The sequence below is a fragment of the Paraburkholderia sp. EG304 genome (assembly GCF_046543485.1).
Taxonomy (GTDB): domain Bacteria; phylum Pseudomonadota; class Gammaproteobacteria; order Burkholderiales; family Burkholderiaceae; genus Paraburkholderia; species Paraburkholderia youngii.
On sequence record NZ_JBKGUA010000274.1, the window covers coordinates 1 to 681 of the forward strand.

Annotated in this window: 1 protein-coding gene; it reads right to left on the bottom strand. The window is 70.2% G+C overall.

Annotated features, from left to right (window positions below; genetic code table 11):
• A partial coding sequence (locus ACLFKU_RS43825; RefSeq protein WP_410853399.1) for a phosphopantetheine-binding protein occupies positions 1-681 on the bottom strand: 681 nt, incomplete at both ends.

The window sequence follows — 681 nt, forward strand, 5'->3', positions numbered from 1 at the left end:
GCACTGCCGCCAGATAGCGCTCCAGCAGGTCACGACCGGCAAATGCCATCTCCCGGGCCAACAGATAGGGATCGCCCTGGCTGGCCAGCAGATGATGGAACAGGATGCCCTCCTGCAGCGGCGAGAGGGCATAGATGTCCTGGATGTTGGCCAGCCCTCCGGGCACCGTGGCCACCACCCGGTCGATCTCCGCCTGGCTCAGCCCGATGAGCGGCAGCATCCCGGGGGTGATCGCCGTACTGTGCGCGGCAATCAGGTTGGCGGGGACCGCGACCTCCTGATGGCGCCCCAGGCTGGCCGCCAGATCGGCCAGCACCGGCCGCGCGAACAGCGTGCGCACCTCTACTCCCAGCGAGCGCTGCCGCAGCCGCTCCATCAGTTGCACGGCCAGCAGTGAATGACCGCCCAGCTCGAAGAAGTGGTCATGCCGACCGACCCGCTCCAGACCCAGCAGCTCCGCCCACAGCTGCGCCAGCACCGTCTCCAGCTCCCCGCGTGGCGCCTCGTAGCCCCGCCGCGCATACGCATCGTCCTGCGGCGCCGGCAGCGCCCGCCGGTCCAGCTTGCCGTTGACCGTCAGCGGCAACTCCGCCAGCGGCACGAACGCCGCCGGCACCATGTAGTCCGGCAGCTGCCCCACCAGATGCGCGCGCAGCGTCGCCGCAAGCTGCGCTTCCTGCG